Annotated in this window: 22 protein-coding genes; 1 reads left to right on the top strand and 21 read right to left on the bottom strand. The window is 38.2% G+C overall.

All coding sequences use genetic code 11. The features are described 5' to 3' along the window. Positions 1-25: 25 nt before the first annotated feature. The 14 genes from HMPREF2697_RS03995 to HMPREF2697_RS03930 form a co-directional block, all read right to left on the bottom strand. The gene (locus tag HMPREF2697_RS03995) at positions 26-673 is read right to left on the bottom strand and encodes an ABC-2 family transporter permease (RefSeq protein WP_004182439.1); all 648 of its coding nucleotides are present in this window, start codon (positions 671-673) and stop codon (positions 26-28) included. Continuing rightward, positions 660-1,403, bottom strand: coding sequence for a lantibiotic immunity ABC transporter MutE/EpiE family permease subunit (locus HMPREF2697_RS03990; protein ID WP_050806083.1), 744 nt, complete (start codon positions 1,401-1,403; stop codon positions 660-662). Before HMPREF2697_RS03990 ends, HMPREF2697_RS03995 begins: the two co-directional genes overlap by 14 nt. Continuing rightward, positions 1,393-2,067 (bottom strand): ABC transporter ATP-binding protein, encoded by a 675-nt coding sequence (locus HMPREF2697_RS03985; protein WP_004182437.1) that lies wholly within the window; start codon positions 2,065-2,067, stop codon positions 1,393-1,395. The genes HMPREF2697_RS03990 and HMPREF2697_RS03985 overlap by 11 nt, the downstream gene beginning before the upstream one ends. Before the next feature lie 180 nt (positions 2,068-2,247). Beyond that, positions 2,248-4,392: a type I DNA topoisomerase gene (gene topA, locus HMPREF2697_RS03980; RefSeq protein WP_070849722.1), complete on the bottom strand. Its 2,145-nt coding sequence runs from the start codon at positions 4,390-4,392 to the stop codon at positions 2,248-2,250. 167 nt (positions 4,393-4,559) lie between these two features. Next, positions 4,560-5,399, bottom strand: coding sequence for a DNA-processing protein DprA (dprA, locus tag HMPREF2697_RS03975; RefSeq protein ID WP_070849720.1), 840 nt, complete (start codon positions 5,397-5,399; stop codon positions 4,560-4,562). A gap of 66 nt (positions 5,400-5,465) precedes the next feature. Continuing rightward, on the bottom strand, positions 5,466-6,386 hold the full coding sequence (locus HMPREF2697_RS03970; RefSeq protein ID WP_070849717.1) for an ROK family protein: 921 nt from the start codon (positions 6,384-6,386) through the stop codon (positions 5,466-5,468). A gap of 6 nt (positions 6,387-6,392) precedes the next feature. Further along, positions 6,393-7,163: a ribonuclease HII gene (locus HMPREF2697_RS03965; RefSeq protein ID WP_070849715.1), complete on the bottom strand. Its 771-nt coding sequence runs from the start codon at positions 7,161-7,163 to the stop codon at positions 6,393-6,395. Beyond that, entirely contained in the window at positions 7,150-8,004 is an 855-nt protein-coding gene (gene ylqF / locus HMPREF2697_RS03960; RefSeq protein WP_014634567.1) for a ribosome biogenesis GTPase YlqF, read from the bottom strand. The genes HMPREF2697_RS03965 and ylqF overlap by 14 nt, the downstream gene beginning before the upstream one ends. Positions 8,005-8,132: 128 nt before the next feature. Further along, complete coding sequence (locus HMPREF2697_RS03955; RefSeq protein WP_002883906.1) at positions 8,133-8,822, bottom strand: XRE family transcriptional regulator; 690 nt, start codon at positions 8,820-8,822, stop codon at positions 8,133-8,135. 94 nt (positions 8,823-8,916) lie between these two features. Then, a complete protein-coding gene (locus tag HMPREF2697_RS03950) occupies positions 8,917-9,432 on the bottom strand; it encodes a transcription repressor NadR (RefSeq protein WP_002883919.1) in 516 nt (171 codons plus the stop codon). Positions 9,433-9,454: 22 nt separating this feature from the next. Then, a complete protein-coding gene (locus HMPREF2697_RS03945; RefSeq protein WP_002883896.1) occupies positions 9,455-9,982 on the bottom strand; it encodes an ECF transporter S component in 528 nt (175 codons plus the stop codon). Positions 9,983-10,094: 112 nt separating this feature from the next. Continuing rightward, positions 10,095-11,657 carry a signal recognition particle protein gene (gene ffh / locus HMPREF2697_RS03940; protein ID WP_070849713.1) on the bottom strand — a complete coding sequence of 521 codons (1,563 nt, stop codon included), beginning with the start codon at positions 11,655-11,657 and terminating at the stop codon, positions 10,095-10,097. 32 nt (positions 11,658-11,689) lie between these two features. Next, positions 11,690-12,022: a putative DNA-binding protein gene (locus HMPREF2697_RS03935; RefSeq protein WP_041817212.1), complete on the bottom strand. Its 333-nt coding sequence runs from the start codon at positions 12,020-12,022 to the stop codon at positions 11,690-11,692. Between the two features lie 65 nt (positions 12,023-12,087). Continuing rightward, on the bottom strand, positions 12,088-12,786 hold the full coding sequence (locus HMPREF2697_RS03930) for a GntR family transcriptional regulator (protein ID WP_002883912.1): 699 nt from the start codon (positions 12,784-12,786) through the stop codon (positions 12,088-12,090). Positions 12,787-12,950: 164 nt separating this feature from the next. Between HMPREF2697_RS03930 and guaA the strand changes: the two genes are divergently transcribed. Then, complete coding sequence (gene guaA / locus HMPREF2697_RS03925; RefSeq protein WP_070849711.1) at positions 12,951-14,513, top strand: glutamine-hydrolyzing GMP synthase; 1,563 nt, start codon at positions 12,951-12,953, stop codon at positions 14,511-14,513. Between the two features lie 600 nt (positions 14,514-15,113). Here guaA and HMPREF2697_RS03920 read toward each other — a convergent pair. From HMPREF2697_RS03920 to HMPREF2697_RS03890, 7 genes are all read right to left on the bottom strand, one after another. Then, on the bottom strand, positions 15,114-15,692 hold the full coding sequence (locus HMPREF2697_RS03920) for a hypothetical protein (protein WP_070849709.1): 579 nt from the start codon (positions 15,690-15,692) through the stop codon (positions 15,114-15,116). After that, complete coding sequence (locus HMPREF2697_RS03915) at positions 15,685-16,425, bottom strand: hypothetical protein (RefSeq protein WP_013990505.1); 741 nt, start codon at positions 16,423-16,425, stop codon at positions 15,685-15,687. The genes HMPREF2697_RS03920 and HMPREF2697_RS03915 overlap by 8 nt, the downstream gene beginning before the upstream one ends. Beyond that, on the bottom strand, positions 16,422-17,315 hold the full coding sequence (locus tag HMPREF2697_RS03910; protein WP_014633060.1) for an ABC transporter ATP-binding protein: 894 nt from the start codon (positions 17,313-17,315) through the stop codon (positions 16,422-16,424). The genes HMPREF2697_RS03915 and HMPREF2697_RS03910 overlap by 4 nt, the downstream gene beginning before the upstream one ends. A 459-nt stretch (positions 17,316-17,774) precedes the next feature. Then, positions 17,775-18,794, bottom strand: a complete 1,020-nt coding sequence (gene adhP, locus HMPREF2697_RS03905; RefSeq protein WP_045772403.1) for an alcohol dehydrogenase AdhP — start codon at positions 18,792-18,794, stop codon at positions 17,775-17,777. Between the two features lie 135 nt (positions 18,795-18,929). Next, positions 18,930-19,211, bottom strand: a complete 282-nt coding sequence (locus tag HMPREF2697_RS03900; protein WP_002891080.1) for a DUF5960 family protein — start codon at positions 19,209-19,211, stop codon at positions 18,930-18,932. Next, on the bottom strand, positions 19,189-19,566 hold the full coding sequence (locus tag HMPREF2697_RS03895; protein WP_070578503.1) for a hypothetical protein: 378 nt from the start codon (positions 19,564-19,566) through the stop codon (positions 19,189-19,191). The genes HMPREF2697_RS03900 and HMPREF2697_RS03895 overlap by 23 nt, the downstream gene beginning before the upstream one ends. Further along, the gene (locus tag HMPREF2697_RS03890; RefSeq protein ID WP_070849707.1) at positions 19,563-20,978 is read right to left on the bottom strand and encodes a Y-family DNA polymerase; all 1,416 of its coding nucleotides are present in this window, start codon (positions 20,976-20,978) and stop codon (positions 19,563-19,565) included. Before HMPREF2697_RS03890 ends, HMPREF2697_RS03895 begins: the two co-directional genes overlap by 4 nt. Positions 20,979-21,077 lie beyond the last annotated feature (99 nt).

Raw genomic sequence — 21,077 nt, 5'->3', positions numbered from 1 at the left:
TACACTATCTATGTTATTTCTTATATTATTTTTTGGTTCTATAATCTATTAAACATATAAATAACAAAGTCACCCCAACAATCCATAAAGGAAGGGAATTGAGTTGGCTCCAATCACTAAGGATAAGGCTATTGAAAGGTAAAGCAATAGGAAGCCAATGAGTAGACAAGAAAACTTTATTACTAGCAAAAATAATAAAAATAATTTCAACCATAGAGATTATAATATTACTAACACTGTTCAGACTCACTTGTATAAAGTAGTGAAAATGATTAAGAAAGACTATTAACATCCAACTTGATAGACTTACTACAAATCCATTAACACTATTCATAAGAAGGAGGTTTATGATAAGCCAACTGAATAAAGAAGGTAGGCTAAGGACTATGTCTGATATTAAAAGTTTAGCCAACCATAAACGTCTTTGCTTAGGATAACTCGATATTTCTTGATAATGATTAGCGTGTTTTTCTTGTTCAATCCCTAAAATTGACAAAAATGATGTCAATAGCGGATAGCATAAAAAAGATAATATGGCTAAATTAGTTAGAGAAAAACCATTAGGAACGAAGCTCACATACATTGGAATTGTAATGATCTCTAAGACAGCAAAACTGAGAATAAGATAAAGACCGAAAGTATTCTTAAATTTTAGTAACTCACTCCTTAGCATTTAATTGCCTCCTTTGAAGTGAAAAAGATAAAAACAATGTCACTACTATTGATAGTATCATCGTAAGTAACACTTGAAGAATGCTAGTATGATTCGTATTTACAATAATATCCCCCGATGGTTTAAGATTTAATAAAAATTGAGCTATTTTATAGTGATAAGTATAGGGGAAAACGAACCAAAGTGGACTCTGAGCAATAAAGGGTGCTATTAAAAGACAAACCAATGTATTAAGAGCTAATAGGATGAATTGACTCATGTATTTAGACATTAGGTAAAGTAAAGGAATGTTCCATAAAGTTGTCATCCAAATTAAGATTAAGGAAATAGCTGTTTTAGGAATATTTATTGGAATAAAACCTGTGTAAATAAATGCAACGAGACTGAGGAAAGCAAGTAAGAATAAACTAGAAATCAATGTCCTCATTCCTATAAGCACCATTTTCATCAAGATAATTTTCCAAGTGAAATATCCATTTGTAACATTTTGAAAATGCCCAGCCTGGTCTTCTAAACGTCTATCGACTATAAACAAAAGACCATTTACAAGATATAAAAAGATAGCTTCCCACCAATAAACCGAGAAAGGAACAAAAATCTGTAACCCTCCCATTAAAAAGGCTATAAGAACGGTTAAAAATGGTATGATGATTAAGAATTTAGTAGTTCCTAAATGTCGTAATTTGAGCAATTCCGAATAGAATATCTTTTGCATATCACTAACCCCCATGAACAATTTTAAAGAAGAGTCTCTCAAGACTATCTACATTTTTGTTTTCACCATCATATTGAATCTTACCTTTATCGAGAATAAGAATATGATCAGCAACCTTACTAATTTCTAGAAGTTGATGACTGGAAACTAGAATTGTCATTCCTTCTGCTTTTAAGGAACGAATAAGGTCTAGCAGTTCATTAATTCCATCAGGATCAAGTCCATTAGTAGGCTCATCTAGAATTAAAAATTGGGGATCAGTTAAAATAGCCATACCAATCCCAAGTCGCTGCTTCATACCTAATGAAAATTTACCGGCTTTTTTCTTTCCAGTATTTGAAAGTCCAATTATTTCTAAGGTTTCAAAAATTTTGGAATCAGGAATATCATATAACAACGCTTTTGTTTTTAGATTATCAAAAGCTGAAAGATTGTGATAAATTGCAGGTGCTTCGATTAATGCACCTAATAAATGTTTGTTTTTGGATGATCCATCAAATCGAATTTCTCCACTACTTTTTTGGACTAAACCAAAAAGAATTTTCATCAGAGTTGACTTACCAGCACCATTTACTCCTAATAGACCAGAAACTGTTCCAGATTCAATTGTAAATGTGATGTTGTCTAAAATAGTCTTATCTTTGTAGGATTTTGAAAGTTGTTTAACAGTTATTTGCATTTGTACACCTCTTTTAGAATAGTTCTGTTTTCAATATAAGCTTATATTTATCTAATATCAGAAAACCACTTAATCTCCTTTCTTTCCATCCTTAGTATAAAAAACAAATTTAAGGAAAGTATCAGTTTTTTTGATAAAATACAAAAAACTATCCCAAGATTTAACTTGAGATAGCTTTCTTTATTTAACAATAGATTCTTTGTAGTCACACTCTTCGTTGCTACAGATAACTTGCTTGCCGCCACCACGGACTTTCTTCTCAACGAGATAATCACCTGATTTAGGACAGTTACGTCCAACAGGGATATCCCACGACGTAAATTCACAGTCAGGATAGCGATCACAACCATAGAAGACACGATTTCGTTTTGTCTTACGTTCGATGACCTGACCTTTACCACAGGTTGGACAAGTAACGCCAATTTCTTTGGTTATGGCTTTAGTATTGTGACAATCTGGGAAGTTACTACATGCGTAGAACTTACCGTATCGACCAAGTTTGATGACCATTGGGTGACCACAGAGGTCACAATCAAAACCAGCTGGCTCATCCTTGATTTGGATTTTTTCAATACCTTCTTCAGCTTTTTCCAATTCTTTTTGGAAAGGTTTGAAGAACTCATCAATAACCTTCTGCCATTGTTCCTTACCGATTTCAACTTTATCGAGTTTTCCTTCCATCTCGGCGGTGAATTTAACATCCACGATGTCAGGGAAGAATTCGACGATTAAGCTATTAACGATTTCACCAAGTTCTGTTGGTTCAAAACGTTTAGCAACCAATTTAACATAGTAACGACGTTGAATAACATCAAGTGTAGGTGCATAAGTTGACGGACGACCAACACCATTTTCTTCCAGCGTCTTAATCAGAGTAGCTTCAGAATAGCGGGCAGGTGGTTGCGTGAAGTGTTGTTCAGGCGTTGTCACAACCTTCTTAACCGTATCTCCTTCTGCCATGTCAGGAAGCATTTTATTCTTATCAGAGTCGTTGTAAACGGCCATGTAACCATCAAACTTGATTTGGCTACCATTTGCTGTGAAAATGACTCCGTTTTGGGACAAGGTCACCTTCATCGTATCAAATACTGCAGCTGTCATTTGACTCGCTACAAAACGATTCCAAATAAGGGTATAGAGCTTAAGCTGATCCTTATCCAAATACTTTGCAATGCTTTCTGGTGTTTGGAAAACATTTGACGGTCGAATAGCCTCATGGGCATCTTGTGCTCCCGAACTATTTTTCACCTTGCTGCCATGTTTTGAATACTTAGAACCAAAGCGTTCTGTAATAAATTCAGCAGCCTGGTTTTGTGCCACCGGACTGATACGTGTTGAGTCCGTACGCATATAGGTAATCAAACCTTGAGCGCCTGAACCCAGATTAATCCCTTCATACAACTGTTGGGCAACCATCATGGTCTTACGTGTACGGAAGTTAATCTTATTGGCAGCATCCTGTTGGAGAGATGATGTTGTATATGGCAATGGCGCATTACGACGGCGTTCTTTTTTCTCTACTTTATCTACGTTAAAGTCATCACTTGTGATACGAGACAGAACGGCTTGAACATCGTCATTATTGTTGAGCTTAAGCTTTTTACCATCCAAGCCATAGAAGTTAGCCTGAAACTTCTTAGCACCCTTCTTAAAGGCACCATCAATAGTCCAGTATTCTTCTGGTTTAAAGGCCTTAATTTCATTTTCACGGTCAATAATAAGCTTAAGCGCTACTGATTGTACACGACCTGCAGAAAGACCTTTCTTAACCTTCTTCCATAGAAGCGGTGAAATAGAGTAACCCACAATACGGTCCAAAACACGACGAGCTTGCTGGGCATCTACCAAGTCCATGTCAATGGCGCGTGGCTCTACGAAGGCATTTTTAACCGCATCTTTAGTGATTTCGTTAAAAACGACACGATTCTTATCATCTGGCTCTAATCCAAGAATATGTGACAAATGCCATGAAATGGCTTCCCCTTCACGGTCCGGGTCACTTGCGAGAAAGACTTGCTTGGCTTTTTTAGCTTCTTTCTTCAATTCATTGATAAGAGGTCCCTTACCTCGAATATTAATGTACTGAGGTTCGTAGTTGTTTTCAAAATCAATAGACATACTTGATTTTTTCAAATCACGAATATGCCCAACAGAGGCTACAACTTTATAGTTGCGGCCAAGATACTTCTCAATCGTTTTCGCTTTAGCAGGAGACTCCACGATGACCAAATTTTTCTTTGGTGTCGCTCTCTTTTTAGTCGCCTTTTTGGCTGTCGTTTTCTTTGTTGTTTTAGTTTTCGTTTTTGTTGTCGTTGCTGTCGCCATAGACTATTTCCTTATAATGTTATAAACTGGCTGCGCCACTAATCTGTCTAAAATCTGGTCACAAGACATTAAAAAATGAAACATCTTGGACCGAGCAACTAACATGATACCGTCCTTTTCATTAACTGTCAATAAAAAACTTTATCTCTATAGGAGAAGTTTGATTTTCAAGAAAACTCTGAAAGGATGTCAAACCCTGTCGTAATGCACTTTGCACCCTCCTGAATTAGGTGATGGCATCCATCTGACTTTCCATCTAAAATATTTCCTGGAATAGCAAAGACATCTCTTCCTTCTTCCATAGCACGCTCACAAGTAATCAGACTTCCCGAGCGAAGCTTAGCTTCTACGACCATAACTCCTTGACACAATCCAGAAATAATCCGATTGCGTTCAGGAAAGTGGTACTTGAGAGGCTGTTCACCCGGTCCATATTCTGTAAGAACTAAATGATTTTTGGCCATATAGTCCTGCAAAGCTTTATTTTCTTTAGGATAATAAACATCAAGTCCTGTCCCGATAACTGCAATAGTGTTTCCCTTATTTTTCAAGGCCTCCATATGCGCACAAGTATCAATCCCACGCGCCAATCCACTCACAATAGTAAAGTGATTCCCAAGTTCACTAACAATTTTGCGAACAGACTGTTTGCCTGTTTCAGAACACTTTCTTGCTCCAACAACAGCTAGCTTTGGTTTACTCAGTAAATCAAGATTCCCCTGATAATAAAGGAGGACAGGAGGATTATAGGTATGCTTCAGCTCAATGGGATATTCTTTATCAAAAATCGATAGCGTAGGAAAATGGTCGAATTGTTCTTTGAGTTGTTTAATATCTAAACTCTTGTACTTTTCCATAAAAAGAACGGCATTTTTAGACTTGGATACCACTGCCATATCACGTAAACTCAATTTTCTATCTTGAATCTTTTGATAGTCCAAAATATTTAAGATATTCAAATTCGTCAACCCAGCGGTTTTAAGTTTAAAAAGTTCAAAATTATTCATATAGATACCTCCTTTTCATTATTCGTAACAGAAAAGAAAAAAGCTCCATTATGGAACTTTCATTGATTATAAATCATTTTCAGAAGCAAAATAAGACGCCGCGCCTAGTAGGTTACTATCGTTATGGAAATGACAGGCTTGAATAGTTATGGGCTCAAAACCTAATTCAGGCTTATCCTTAAATAACTCCTCATAGGCATCACTTATTCCTTCTATTAAAGAACCTTGCCTACTGATACCACCACCGATAACAACTTTCTCCAGCCTAAAGAAGCTCTGTAAATTTAGCACAAGAACAGCAATTTCATGACAATAGTCTTTAAATAAAAGATTTAGCTCTTCCGATTGATTTCCCTCTATAGCTGAGAATACGGCTGGACCATCGTCTTGATCTAACCTAAGTAATTGACTGGCTTCATGAACAAAGCCTACTGCAGCCCCCTTATTATCGACAAGACTTACTAAGCCATGCATAAACAATTCCCACTGGAAAGGTAGAGAGGTTTGACTCATTCTTTGGGGACTTGGAGCTCGCAGATATTGGGTGACTGACAGAGGTGATAGCAAGTCCTTCTGTGAGACAAGTCCTAAACCAACACCCGTACCTAAAACCAAGGCAGCCCCACAATCTAAGTCTTGTAGACTTCCATATCTGGCTTCAGCCAAGGCTGCCGCATCAGCGTCATTGATAACCTTTACAGGCAGTTGAAATGTTCTAGTCAATCGTGATCCAAGAGGAATAGCCGTTAAATATGGGATAAGACCTCCCTTGAAAATGAAGCCACGTTTACTATTTATTTCTCCTGGGCACGCAATGGCAATCCCAGAAATGATATCCTTGTGAGACGAGACAATATGCTCTAAAGTCAACCAAAAGTCGTCTAACATTGGTGGTGTTGGAACTTTAGATTGATTGCTAATCTTAAAATCATCATCAACTAACCCAAACTTGATAAAGGTTCCTCCAATATCAATAGCTAAAATCACGCCACTTCACCTACTTTTTATTATTGACTTTATGGGTTCAAAGCTTCTTCTATGAATTGGAGTAACACCAAAGTTATCTATGCCAGTCAAATGATCCTTGGTACCATAACCTGCATTTTTGGCAAATGCGTAACCAGGAAACTCCTGATCATAGTCAGCCATCATCTTATCACGGGTTACCTTTGCTACGATAGAAGCTGCCGCAATTGATAAAGAATTAGCATCCCCTTTTATAATTGATGTTTGTCCTATTGGTAAGTCCAAAGTCATGGCATCAACTAACAAATGTTCTGGTTTGGGACTAAGTTTTTCAATAGCTTCAGCCATAGCAAGCTTGGTTGCTTCATAAATATTAACATCGTCAATCACATGATTGTCCTTTATACCAATCCCGACAGCTACCGCTTCCTTCATGACCTGCTTATAAATAGCTTCATGTTTTGATTTTGGTATTTTTTTACTATCATTAAGACCTTTTATTTTGCAAAGCTTTGGTAAAATCACCGCTGCAGCTACCACTGGCCCAGCCAAAGGGCCACGTCCAACTTCATCAACACCTGCAATGAGTTCAATTCCCTGAGCATAAAGCGCTTTTTCGTAACTGAGCATCATCTCTAAGCGTTCTTCCTCAGCAATCTCAGCTAGGATAGCTTTACGGCGTTGCTTAATGGCAGTCTGTACACCAGCTCGACTATCTTCCTCAAAACTGGCCCATCGGTGGTCGTCAAGGTCTGTCAAAGTGGCCAATTGCTCTTTGACTTCTTTAATTGTCGCCATCAGTATCGACCCCAACAATATCAAGTGTGTAACGACCTAGTTTTCCATCACGAACTTCTTTGACAAATAGATTATAGAAACGGTCATAATCTTCACGGAAGCCAAGTTTTCGAGTCATTTCCATAATGATTTCTGGCGCCTCTTCTTCAAGGTCAATCCCTTTAAAGCGTTCTTCTAAACGTTCAGGATAGTAAGTTTTAAAATAGTTAAGGCCAAAAATCGTAACTTCATCCATTGGCAAAAGCTGGTCCTTGATAGCTCCGGTCAAAGCAAGCTTCAAGCCGACCAATTCATCTTCAAACTTAGGCCACAAAATCCCAGGAGTATCCAGAATTTCCAAGTCCTTATTAGACTTCAACCACTGTTGACCTTTTGTCACACCAGGTTTATTTCCTACAACGGCAATTTTTTTACCAGCCAAACGATTCATCAAGGTAGATTTCCCTGCATTTGGAATCCCAATAATCATGGTTCGCAAGGTCTCTTTCTGAATACCACGTTCACGTAGTCGTTGAATCTTGTCAGCCATAAGACTCTTAGCAGCGTCTGTCACCAATTTAACTGTAGATTGTTCCTTGGAATTGATGGCCAAGGTTTTAATCCCTTGACTCTCAAAATAGCTACGCCACTCTTTTGTACGATTACTATCAGCAAGGTCAGCCTTATTGAGAATTAAAAGCTTTGGTTTATCGCCAACAATTTTAGTTAGCATGGGATTTTGACTTGACAGTGGCAAACGTGCATCCACTAAAATTGTTACAAAATCAACATGCTTAAGATTTTCCTGAACTTGTCGACGAGCTTTGGACATGTGACCAGGAAACCATTGAATAGTAGCCATGTATATCTCTCCTCTTTATTTTCTTAGTAAAATATGATTTAAACTCTTTAAAAAAAGCCAAAGACTTGGCTTTACTTTACTTATATTATATCAGATTTAGTTTAAGATGCCCAATCGATAAAAGTTGACTAAGCCTCAACAGGCATAAAGTTACCGACAATTTTACCTATGATTCGCGGATCTTCGTCATAAGGGGCAAACTTATCACCATAACGTTTATTAAGAGAAACTAAACGTAGACCATCTTCCTCTCGATAAACTTTTTTAATATAGGTTTGCCCATCCCAGTCTACAGCATAAACAGCTCCATCATAATCAAAACCTGTTTGTTTGATTAGCACTACTTCACCATTTAGGTAGGTAGGTTCCATAGAGTCTCCAAAAACCCATGACGCAAAATCATGATCCAATTCTTCATCATAGAAAACTTCATCATAATTGCCATCACCAAAGTAAGTGTAACCAGTTCCGGCTGATAAACGCTCGAAAACTTTGTATGAGTAAAGCGGAATAACAGGTGCTTTTTGCTTTTCTGCTTCTTGCTCTTCTAAGAGAGCCTTAGTGAGTCGCAAAGCTTCTTGGCGATTTTCCTCATTTAATTCCAAGTAGACTTCTACAATCTCATGTTCAGACAGAAAATAGGTCTCAGCTACACCAAAAAGTTCGGCCAAAACCGAAAGGTTCTTTTGATTAGGTTTCGTCTTACCATTTTCCCAATTAAAATAAGAGGAGCGTGAAATTCCTAGATGCTTAGCTACTGATGCTTGGCTCATTCCTTGTGCTTCTCGAATTTCCTTAAGTCTTTGTCCTGAAAACATGGCTACCTCCGTAAGTTAATAAACTAACATAAGTTTATCAAAAAAAGCAGTTGTTTTCAAGTGAAACTAACTACTTTTACATTTCTCTTTTATCTCATTCTTTAACTAAAAATCCTAGATGGTTAAGTGCCTCTTCAATATAATCTATATCTTGCTCACTATCTGCTTCGACAAGATGATAATGAACACCGTTTGTCAAATCAGATAAGGGGCGAAAGTCATTTGACGAGGCTTGGTCTAAAAAGTGACTAACATCTCGACGACAAGTCAATTTCAACAAAGTCTGAATTTCTCCATAAACTGGATGATCAATCATGATATTTTGAATACGGCCTCCATTATCAACAATAGCCAAAAGCTCATCTTCCATATCGGACACTTTATGATTCACCTTAAACAGTCGACGTACATAAGAATCATCTTCTCTGCTTTTATAGATATATCCCCTATTAGTTGAAATAATCTGGGCACCATCTGCACGTAAGAGTGCAATATCTTGAACAATGATTTGACGTGTCACACCAAAATGCTCCGCCAAACTCTGTCCATTCATTGCCTCTTTAGCTCCCTTTAAGAGTGCCAATAATTCTTGTTTTCGATTTGAAGCCATAGACCAACCATCCCTCTTTCAACTAGCGTATTTTTCGAATACTTTTGAAAATCGTTAATGCTATAACATAGTCTATCATACTATGGACAATAGTGCCAAAACCAACTAAAACAAAGAGAACATAGAACAGTTTTTGGAAATCCTCTCCTGTTACAGAATAAAAAATCACGCAAGCAAGAACTTCACCTATGGCATGGATAAGCCCTAAAACAAAGTTGAAAAGTAATGATGATTTATGGTTTTCTATCGTTTGTGGAAATTTTTTCAAATAGAGTGCGCCTAAAAAGCCAAATATAATATGTGAAAAGGCTCTAAAAACAACCACAATCGGATAGCCAGCCATAAAGTAGCCCAAACTAGAAGCTAAGATAACAAAAGCAGTTACCCAGGGAGATATAAACATAGCTAGAAATATTGGAACATGACTCCCCAAAGTATACGAAGCCGGTGGGATGATTAGTTTAATTGGCATGATACTTGGGATAAGGATAGCAATTGCAGTTAATAAAGCTGCAAAGGTCATTTCTTGAATTCTCTTTTTCGGTTTCATAATCTACTCCTTTTTATTGTATATACATTAGTATATTACAGTGTATAGTTATATAAGTCAATGTTTTTCAGAAAAAAACACTAGAGCAAAATGCCCTAGCGTTCTATGTTTCTTATTTACGTTTTTTCTTAGCTTTTTTCATCTTATTAGCTTGACGCTTCATCGCATGTTTCATGGCAAATGAACCAACCTTACCTTTAAGGCCACCACCAAGCATTTGGCTAAGATCCATATTTCCAAGATCTGGCATACCAGCGCCACCCATCATGCCTTCGAGAGCAGACATATCCATATTACCCATATCAGGCATATTTGGCATGTTTTTTGGCAGATTATTTGGGTTAAGACCCATTTGACGCATCATTTGCTCCATATCACCAGACATAACACCTTGCATCATTTGTTTGGCTTGGTTGAAGTCTTTAATAAACTTGTTTACTTCGATGAAGGTATTCCCTGAACCATTGGCAATACGGCGACGACGACTTGGTGTCAAAAGATCTGGATTTTCACGTTCTTCAGGTGTCATAGATGATACGATGGCACGTTTGCGCGCAATTTGTTTTTCATCTACTTTAACATTAGCCAAGGCTGGATTGTTAGCCATACCTGGCAACATCTTGAGCAAATCCTCCATTGGACCCATATTTTGTACCTGGTCTAATTGGTCAATGAAGTCATTGAAGTCAAAGGTGTTTTCACGCATCTTTTCAGCCAACTCAAGAGATTTTTTCTCATCGTACTCTTGAGAAGCTTTTTCGATAAGGGTAAGAAGGTCACCCATACCCAAAATACGACTTGACATACGGTCTGGGTGGAAAGTCTCGATATCTGTAATTTTCTCACCAGTACCCGTAAATTTAATTGGCTTGCCGGTAATCTCACGAATAGAAAGAGCCGCACCTCCACGGGTGTCCCCATCAATTTTAGTAAGAACAACACCAGTGATATCTAGCTGTTCGTTGAACTCCTTGGCAACGTTAGCAGCTTCCTGACCAATCATGCTATCCACAACCAAGAGAATTTCGTTTGGATGAGCAAAATCCTTAATATCATGCAATTCTTGCATGAGAGTCTCGTCAATCTGCAAACGACCAGCCGTATCAATCAAGACATAGTCATTCTTATTGGCACGCGCTTGTTCCAAACCATTTTTGACAATCTCAACTGCTGGTGTCTCTGTTCCCATATCAAAAACAGGAACATTGATTTGTTGCCCAAAAGTCTTCAATTGATCAATGGCTGCTGGACGATAGATGTCCGCCGCAATCATCATTGGACGGGCTTCTTGTTCCTTAATCAACTTATTAGCCAATTTACCAGCAAAGGTTGTCTTACCAGCCCCTTGGAGACCAACCATCATAATGATTGTTGGAATCTTTGGAGATTTCTCAATTTCAGATGTTTCAGACCCAAGAATCTCTGTCAATTCTTCATTAACAATCTTGATAATTTGTTGTGAAGCATCAAGAGTATCAATGATTTCGTGACCTACAGCACGTTCACGAACACGTTTAATAAATGTCTTAACGACTGGTAGCGCTACGTCTGCTTCAAGAAGTGCCAAACGAATCTCTTTAGTGACTTCTTGAACTTCTTTCTCTGAAAGTTTTCCTTTACGTCTTAAATTTTTGAAAACGCCTTGCAAGCGTTCCGTTAAGCTTTCAAAAGCCATATATCATTTCCTCTCTTACTTTCTGCTTTGATCTAATCTCTATTATCAATGCTGCTGAGCACAGTAATTTGTTCCTGAAGATAGCTATCGTCTGGGTATTTTTCCATGATATCATCAAAAATTTGGCTACGGACGATGTAATCTGAATACATATGTAATTTCATCTCGTAAGCCTCTAAAATCTTCTCAGTACGCTTGATGTTATCATATACTGCCTGACGACTCACACCAAATTCCTCGGCAATTTCTGCCAAACTGTAATCATCCGCATAATATAGCTCAATATAGTTCATCTGCTTATCTGTCAAAAGTGCAGCATAGAACTCAAAAAGGGCATTCATGCGATTGGTTTTTTCAATTTCCATAAGCTCCATTTTACCATAAAATCATGGTGTTAGCACGATTCTTGTGCAGAAAAAAGTAGTGACTTCTAATTGTTCTCCAAATAAAATTCAAAACGGTCACCAACGTAGTAACTTCGAACATATTCGAAAGCCTGACCGTCTTGGAGGAAGGAAATCTGTGTCAGACTCAAGAGAGCATCACCAGTCTTAACCTTGAGATGCTTGGCTAAACTACTATTGGCCAAACTAGCTGATATGGTCTGCTGACTTTTCCCTATTTCATAGCCATTATCGGTCAGTGTCTTGAAGAAATGTTCCGTAATTTCTGACTCCTTAAAACCTCGGATAATTTTCTCAGGGATACTGGCAATCTCATAGGCAACTGGAAGATCATCCGCAAAGCGAACACGTTCCATACGAATCACATAGGACTGTGGTAAGACACCTAAATTTTTGATTTCAAATTCATTGGGATGCACACGTTTATATGAAATAAGCTCACTAGACGGTTTCTTACCTTGAGATTTAACAATCTCTGTGAAACTCGTGGTTCCACGCATCTTTTCCTTAACTCGACTGCTAGCCACAAAAGTACCACTGCCTGGCTTACGCTCTAAAATCCCCTCATCTACTAAAAGTGTTATGGCCTGACGCACAGTCATACGACTCACATCAAAAGTGTCGCAAAGATCTCGCTCGCTAGGGAGACGTTGCCCGATTTTCCAAGTGCCGTCATCAACATCTGCCTTAATCTTATCATGTATGCGAATATATGCTGGTAGCATCTAATACCCCCTTCTTTACCCCTATTTTACAAAAAAACTAATAGAATTGTAAAGGTGACGACAAGACTTACAGTTTATCGTATAAATCTAGGTGCTAAGTCCTTAAAATTGTGATACAATGATTGCATAAGAGTCCATTTGTGACGTAAAAAGAAAGGGTAATAATGACTGACATTTCTACTTTGAATGATGTGCAGAAAATCATTGTTCTAGACTATGGTAGCCAATACAATCAGCTGATTGCACGTCGTATTCGTGAATTTGGCATTTTCTCTGAATTGAAAAGCCATAAAATTACCGCTGATGAAGTCCGTGCCATCGATCCTATCGGTATCGTACTTTCGGGTGGTCCTAACTCTGTTTATGCCGAAGATGCCTTTGGTATTGACGAAGAAATTTTTGAACTTGGTATTCCAATTCTTGGTATCTGTTACGGAATGCAACTGTTGACCCACAAACTTGGTGGTAAAGTTGTTCCTGCTGGTGAAGCTGGTAACCGTGAGTATGGCCAATCAACACTTCGCCTTCGTGCCCAATCAGAACTCTTTGCAGGAACTCCTGAAGAACAAGTCGTTCTTATGAGCCACGGTGATGCTGTTACAGAAATTCCAGAAGGTTTCCATCTTGTTGGTGACTCAGTAGATTGCCCATTCGCCGCAATGGAAAATACTGAGAAAAACTTCTACGGTATCCAATTCCACCCAGAAGTTCGTCACTCTGTATATGGTAACGATATCTTGAAAAACTTCGCTTTCGGTATCTGTGGTGCCAAAGGTGACTGGTCAATGGCTAACTTCGTAGATATGCAAATTGCACAAATCCGTGAAACAGTTGGTGACCGTAAAGTCCTTCTTGGCCTCTCAGGTGGGGTTGACTCATCTGTTGTTGGTGTCCTTTTGCAAAAAGCTATCGGAGATCAATTGACATGTATCTTCGTTGACCACGGTCTTCTCCGTAAAGGTGAAGGTGACCAAGTTATGGAGATGCTTGGAGGTAAATTTGGCCTTAACATTATCCGTGTTGATGCTTCTAAACGCTTCCTAGATCTCTTGGCTGGTGTTGACGATCCTGAGAAAAAACGTAAAATCATCGGTAACGAGTTTGTTTACGTCTTTGATGACGAAGCAAGCAAACTTAAAGGTGTAGACTTCCTAGCTCAAGGAACACTCTACACTGATATTATTGAATCAGGTACTGAGACAGCCCAAACAATCAAATCTCACCACAATGTTGGTGGTCTTCCAGAAGATATGCAGTTTGAATTGATTGAACCACTTAATACCCTCTTTAAAGATGAAGTACGTGCCCTTGGTACTGAGATGGGAATGCCTGACGAAGTTGTTTGGCGTCAACCTTTCCCAGGACCAGGACTTGCCATCCGTGTTATGGGTGAAATCACTGAAGAGAAACTTGAAACTGTTCGTGAGTCTGATGCTATCCTTCGCGAAGAAATTGCCAAAGCTGGTCTTGATCGTGATGTATGGCAATACTTCACTGTTAACACAGGCGTTCGCTCTGTCGGTGTTATGGGTGATGGCCGTACTTATGACTACACTATCGCTATCCGTGCTATCACTTCAATTGACGGTATGACAGCTGACTTTGCAAAGCTTCCATGGGAAGTTCTTCAAAAGATTTCTGTACGTATCGTTAACGAAGTTGACCACGTTAACCGTATCGTCTACGATATTACAAGTAAACCACCTGCAACTGTAGAGTGGGAATAAAATATAAACCTAATTTAAAGTGACTTGATTGATTTAACAGCATTTTGAATTGTTTTAAAACGCTAAAATCTAATTAATTATATTTGGTTCCCCACCAAATACCCCACCAGAATTTCTTTCTGGTGGGGATTTTTTATATCTTATTTAAAAAATAAACCAATAAGCAATGATACGGGGTCAGAAAAATTTTTGCTTTTAAGATGAGAGTAGCTCATAGTTTTTCCTCGAGTTCTGTTTATGTGATTACTTACAGTTTACACCAATGAAAAGCTATGAGTTTTTTGTTGCACTATATTTTACAATTTATCAAATAAAAAAACATCTTGCTTATGCTTACAGATTCATCATTTAATGGTTGTTTGACCAATCTTATATCTTCTAGCAAGATAATCACAGACTTCTCTTCGTTTAGATAGAGTTGAACTACTCTTAGTTTTTTCAACAGATTTTGGACTTCTTTTGGGCGGCAATTCACTTCTAGTGAATTATAGTATTTTCACTGTCCACTGTAAGTGGGAGTTTATCACCTTCACCGTCTCAGAGGATAGGAATTAAGAGAAGATCTCAATAGAAAAAGGACTCTGTATTGAAAAAGAATCCTTAATTTCTTATAATCCCATCAAATAATTTCTTCAAATTCCCAAAACTCACCACTGGAAAGACGAGTCCTGAGTAGAATAAGAGCACGGTGTTTAGAAAATCTACCAAGACTGAAATCCGTTGGAAACGGATGGTCAGTCGAATCATGACAAGATAATAGCCAAGGAAAATCAGGAAACCAATCAGTACTACGAGCAGTCCTTGGAAACTGATGACCTTCAAAGAAAAATGAGTTGGTAAGCTCTGATGAATCAAAAGTAAAGCAATCCAGAAAATCAAAGACAACCAAACAAAGTAAACCACTGCTCGTTGCAGGTAAATTCTATACACTGATTGCAAAGCATACTGGGTGCCAAAAGATTGCCCAGACCGAATCTCGTACTCCAACTCTTCATTTCCCAAGGAAACCACATGGGTCAAGATGAAATAATAATAGAAATAGGACAACTGAAAGTCAGAATTTCCCCTCAAAAGGCTATAAAAACCAAGAATGAAAATGACGTGGTAGAGGGTGTCAAACAGGGTATCCGCCCAGCGTCTCTTGCGAAAGAGATAAAATCGCTTCACTTCATTATACATGGAACAAACTTCCCTTCTTTTTGGCATAGGTCAAACAAGTTTGAAAGCACAAGTAACCCAAAAGCCAGTAAATCAAACCGTATCCCAGTAATAATAAAAGAACGAACCAACTTGGTTGGCGGATAAAACTCACCAAGAGATGAAAAGGCAAGAAACGAGTTAAAGTAGCAATCAAATGACTCGATTGTTCCTGAAAACCAGCCAAAAAGAGAATCCCGTAAGCAAGGAGGCTAGTAATACTGGAAATTTTTGTAAAGACAAAGGAAAAACTGGCAAAGAGAAAGCCTAGACCATAAAGGGACGCAATAACCACAAAGGACAGAAGAAAAGTAACAAATGTAACGACCCAGTCAGTAGGAAAGGCAATCTGCTGAACCAAGGCAACCAAGCAAAACAAAGGAATGGCCTTGACCAAGTCCAACAAAATCTGTACGATAATTTTGATAAAAAGCATGCCAAAGATGCTCCGCCGACTCTGAATCACGTTGATAATGGTGCGGTCTGCAATCTCATCCTCGATAAAATAGGTTGGATGGGTGATACTGTGGCTAGAAAAATACCAAGTAAAAAGCAAGATAAACAACTCAAAAGTATCTTGCTGGCTGTCAAAATAGGTCAGAAAACCCGTAACTAGAAAGAAAATTCCCAGGTTGGCAAAGAGAAGATTGACTTTGAACTGTTTGTATTCGCTGAGTTGACGACTAAACTCTCGCCCAATCGCTGATAGCATCATTTAAGCACCTCATACAGCAAATCTTCCAAAGAGGCAGATTCTCGGGTGAACTGCAAGACTTCCGTTTCTTCTAGCAATAGCCGATAAAGGTCTGGATTTCTGGTCTCTACCGAAATCCCATCATCAAGCACCTTGTAGTCCAGCTCAGGAAAGCTTTGCCTCAGTACACTTTCTGCACTCTTAGCTAGAAGCAAGTGATAGACTTCATGCTGGTGGACATTACCAAAAATCTCCTCAAAGGTTCCTTCACGATAAAGCCGCCCCTCCTGAATTACCACCACCCGAGTGCTGACCTTCTCGATAAAACTAGCGTCATGACTGGTGATGAAAATACTTGCTTGATGATAACGAGCATAATCCTGCAAAAGAGTCATCAGCTGTTTTTTTGCCAGCAAATCTAGCCCATTAGTCGGCTCATCCAAACAGAGTACTTTCGGTTTCTGTACTAAAGCTAAGATTAAGGTCAATTTCTGACGGTTGCCCTGGGACAGTTCTGAAACCAGCGTGTCCTTATAAGGGGTAAACGCCAGCTGGTCACACAAGATATCCACCTCTGCCTTGATATGAGACAAGGCAATCCCATTCAAGCCTAGAAAATATTGGAGATTTTCCATAGCTGTCAAATAACTGTACAACCCCTGCCCGCTCTCCAAGACAAACTTGACCAGCGAGTGGATTTTCTTGGAGCGATTAGAAACGCCATAGACACGAACCTCGCCCTTATCCTGCAAAAAAATCCCTGCCAAGAGCTTGATAAAAGTCGATTTACCGGCACCATTGCCACCAACGATGGAGAAGATTTCACCTGAATCCGCTTGAAAATCAGGAATGTCTAACACCAACTTCTTGTGAAAACTCTTTTGAACTTGTGAAAATGTTATGTTAGTCATTTAAGATAACCCCTTGATTTGGAAGATTCCCTTTGATTTTTTCAATATCTATATTTTCAGTATTATATCGTTGCTTTAAAAGCATTTTGACAGATTTTCTTATTTCTTATACTTTCAAAAAATTGAAACTATATTTCAGATACTTCATATAGTTCGCCTCTAGACTTATTATATAGTATTGTCTTTTTATTTCCCTTGAATTGTCAAATTAAGTGCATACTTTCCCCATAGAATACTTCATAAGGTGTTTTCCAGTTAAGACATTGATGCATATCTATCTTAAACTCTGTTTTTTGTGCTGGACAGTATACGTTTTAATGAAATTATAAACTAACAAAAACACCATCGATACAAATATATCGATGGTGTTTCTCTACTAGACCACTTTCAAAAAATGATTTAAGTGACTTATACCACACCACTCTTCAAATAATCACGATAATATTGAGTGAGATATGTTTACTTAGTGAAATCCAATACTTTACGTCCTTGAATTTCACCTTTTTCCATTTGATCAAAGACTTCTACCGCTGTATCAACAGGAACAGTTTCAACAACCGGTACTACCAATCCTTGTGCACCGAAGTCGAAGGCTTCTTCTAAGTCTTTACGTGTACCTACAAGAGATCCAACAACACGGATACCATCTAGAACTGTTTTGACAATTGAGAGCTCCATATATTCAGATGGGAGACCAACCGCAACGACTGTTCCACCAGCACGTACACTATCGATAGCCTGGTTGAAAGCAACCTTAGAAACCGCTGTTACAACAGCACTGTGTGTACCACCAGTTTTTTCTTGGATATAGCCTGCTACATCTTCAACTTCTTTACCGTTCACCACTAAATCAGCGCCAGATTCTTTAGCCAAATCAAGTTTATCTTGGTTGATATCAACAGCTACTACTCGTGCATTGAAAACCTTCTTAGCATATTGAATAGCCAAGTTACCTAGTCCTCCAGCACCATAAATAGCTACCCATTGACCAGGTTCAACTTTAGCTTCTTTAATAGCTTTATATGTTGTAACTCCCGCACAAGTAATAGATGAAGCTTGAGCTGGATTAAGTCCTTCTGGAACTTTCACAGCATAGTCAGCAGTAACCAAAGCATAGTCACTCATACCACCATCAACACTATAACCAGCATTTTTTACAGAACGACAGAGTGTTTCACGACCAGTTGTACAATATTCACAGTGGCCACATCCTTCGAAGAACCAAGCAATTGATACGCGATCACCTTTTTTAAGTGTCTCAACACCTTCGCCAACTTCTTCAACAATACCAATTCCTTCGTGGCCTAGTATACGACCTGGTACTTGGCCAAAGTCTCCATGAGCTACATGAAGGTCAGTATGGCAAACGCCACAGTACTCAACTTTAACCAAAGCTTGACCATGACCAACTACTGCTGGTTTTTCATGATCAACAACTTCAACACCTGTACTTGCTTGATTAACAACAACTGCTCTCATCTTAATTACCTCCATATGACAACTTTTAACACCTTCATTATAGCGCTTACATAAAGAATTTCTTAGCTTGCAAAACTCTCTATACAAGTTCAATAGTTCAATAAGTACTATTTCTGCTGCTGATATTGCTAAGGTTCAATCATTTCCAAGATATCTATACTGTCTCACAAGTGTCTTGGAATCAACTAGGCTGACTTCAAAATGGAAATAATGATTGCGTCCATCTCTGGCATTCTCTTTATTTAATAGAAAATAATTCTTTTGACTGATAGCCATCTCCCTCATAATATCATCCGTCAAAAAGGTTAAGGGAATATCCATGGCAGAATAGCGATAAAAGTCTTCTTCAAATTTTAAATAGCTATCAGAAAAATAATCAATTTGAAGTTTATCATCATAAATTTTTCTCTTCCTCATCTATGTTTTCAACCCCCAAACTAATTTCTAATATATCCTTTGTTCGAATACATTTATATCGCTTGCAAGATTTTATGATAACTTGATTAAAACCCAAGTCGACCACATAGCCACTACATCTACAGCGCCTACCTTGATCCTTTATCTGGAAATTTCCCAATAATTGACCTGAATAAAGCTGGTTTAATAAAGTAAACTTCTCTAAATCATCCAAATGACTCCTAAAATTTTCTTTAGTCTTATCTTCATGTAGGGAACTTGTATGTTCTGATAAGAAAAAGCCCATCCACTTCATCATTCCCCTATCTTGATGTTCCCTAGCTGATTGAAAGGGAAGGTAACTACGGTCTATCATTTTAAGCCATCTAATCCTCCAGCAGAGTGTCCACCAATAAGCTTACTTCGAGCAAGACTTCTAGATGCCTCCTGTAAAGCAGTTGCTTTTTGAATTGTCGTAAAGCCAAATTCCTGTCGAATACTATCTATAGCTGCCTGAAGTCTTTCTTCTTTATCAATGTCATCTGGATTATCAAATAAAGAAATAATTTGAAGCCTTTCATCTACAAAATTTGCATAAGAGACACTGACACTTCGAACAGCCCCTCCTTGATATTTCTTCCTAAAGAGTTCAATGACATGGCTTATTAGTACTCTTGTATTATTAGCAGGTTCAATCTTCATCTGTGCTTGTAGCGAACGCTTGCCCTCTAACTTTGAAAACCCAATACTAATGGAAACTTGACAAGCTTTCTTATGGGCTCGTCTTAACCTAATAGCTACCTGTTCTGCCATCTCTCTTAGAATCAATTCAATATCAGCTTGACGCTCATAGTCTCGTGGCAAGATTTGGGAATTCCCTAAGCCATGTGACTTTGGTTTATAAGGTTTATGAACATTACTCTCATCGATACCGTTGGCATGAAAAAAAAGATCTAAACCCACAATACCTAACTCCTTTTTAAGAGTATCAGGATTGCTATTAGCAAGTTCTCGAATAGAGAAAATCCCCAACTTGTTTAAACGCTTCTCCATCCGCTTTCCAATCCCCCAGAAATCGGTCATATGGGGGATATTCCAAACCTTAGTCTCGACATCTTCATAGGACCAGTTGGCTCTCATAGTAGCCGTATGTTTGGCCTCATTATCAAGAGCTAACTTGGCCAATAAGGGATTGCTATTAGACATCCCAACTGTCGAGTAAATACCTGTTTCCCTCCAAATATCTCTTTGAATACGCCCTGAAATCATATCTAACTTATCTTTTCTTGTAACTGTCCTATCGGGAATAAAGTAATTCAGTGACGACGTGAGATCAATGAAACCCTCATCAATGGAATAGGGAAGAATATCTTCAACACTGGCATAATTCTGGAAAATGTGTTGAATCTGAATATTCTTTTTTATATAGAGATCCATTCTAGGAGGAACGATAAAGGTAACTTTGGCCCAAGATTCGATGTAATCTACAAAATCTCTATCCGTTGGAAGTCCCTGCTTTTTGGCATTATAATAGTGAAACTTACGAGAATGAATGTCAAAAGGTAAGTCATAAGAACGACTAACATTTGACTTACCAAAAACCTGCTTAAATATGGGCGAGGAGGCTAGTATCAAGCCATTAGCATTTTCAGCCCTACTCATCACACATAGAGAAGTCTTAAGAGGGTGCAACCCACGTTCAACACACTCTACACTCGCATAGAAAGATTTCATATCTACAAAAGCAATATCACTTTGCGGTTCTCTTGAATAATCAAAATATCCCATGCTTGCCCTTTCGTTAGTTTATAAACTAACATTAGTATAAAATATAACTTGTTTTATTTCAAGTATTTTCCACAAAAAAATAACAACATCCCTTCTAGA

The sequence above is a fragment of the Streptococcus sp. HMSC064D12 genome, from assembly GCF_001837205.1.
Taxonomy (GTDB): Bacteria; Bacillota; Bacilli; order Lactobacillales; family Streptococcaceae; genus Streptococcus; species Streptococcus salivarius_D.
This window is presented reverse-complemented; position numbering and strand designations above follow the sequence as displayed.